This is a genomic window from Vibrio sp. 10N.222.49.C9 (assembly GCF_041474985.1).
Taxonomy (GTDB): Bacteria; Pseudomonadota; Gammaproteobacteria; order Enterobacterales; family Vibrionaceae; genus Vibrio; species Vibrio crassostreae_C.
The window spans coordinates 1-467 of the sequence record NZ_JBFRVD010001109.1 but is presented as its reverse complement, the minus strand read 5'-3'; the positions used below and the strand labels follow the sequence as shown (position 1 = coordinate 467).

At 46.3% G+C, this 467-nt stretch carries 1 protein-coding gene; it reads left to right on the top strand.

From position 1 onward, the window contains the following. Positions 1–467 (top strand): DUF444 family protein (locus AB4585_RS27120; RefSeq protein ID WP_372171839.1); only part of this gene is annotated, 467 nt, incomplete at both ends.

Sequence of the window (467 nt, the reverse complement as noted above, 5' to 3'; positions counted from 1 at the left end):
ATCTAGACATTCTGTTTGAAGATCTCGCGCTTCCAAACCTTAAGAAAAACCAAGTTAACCGCATCACTGAATGGAAAACTCATCGAGCGGGTTACCAAACAGCAGGCATTCCTTCCAACATAGCCGTCGTTCGTTCGCTACAACAATCTTTGGCGCGACGCACTGCAATGTCTGCAGGTAAGAAGCGTAAACTCCGTGAGTTAGAAGATGAACTGACGTCCCTAAAAAGTTGCGAGCCAGCAAAACCACTGCAAGAGAAAAGCATTAAGGAAGAGATAGAAGAGATCCGCGCTCAAATGAGACGTGTGCCCTTTATTGACACCTTCGACCTGCGTTTCAAAAACTATGAAAAACGCCCTATCCCATCCAGCCAGGCGGTAATGTTCTGCTTAATGGATGTATCCGGCTCAATGGATCAAGCCACCAAGGACATCGCTAAGCGCTTTTATGTCCTGTTGTACATGTTC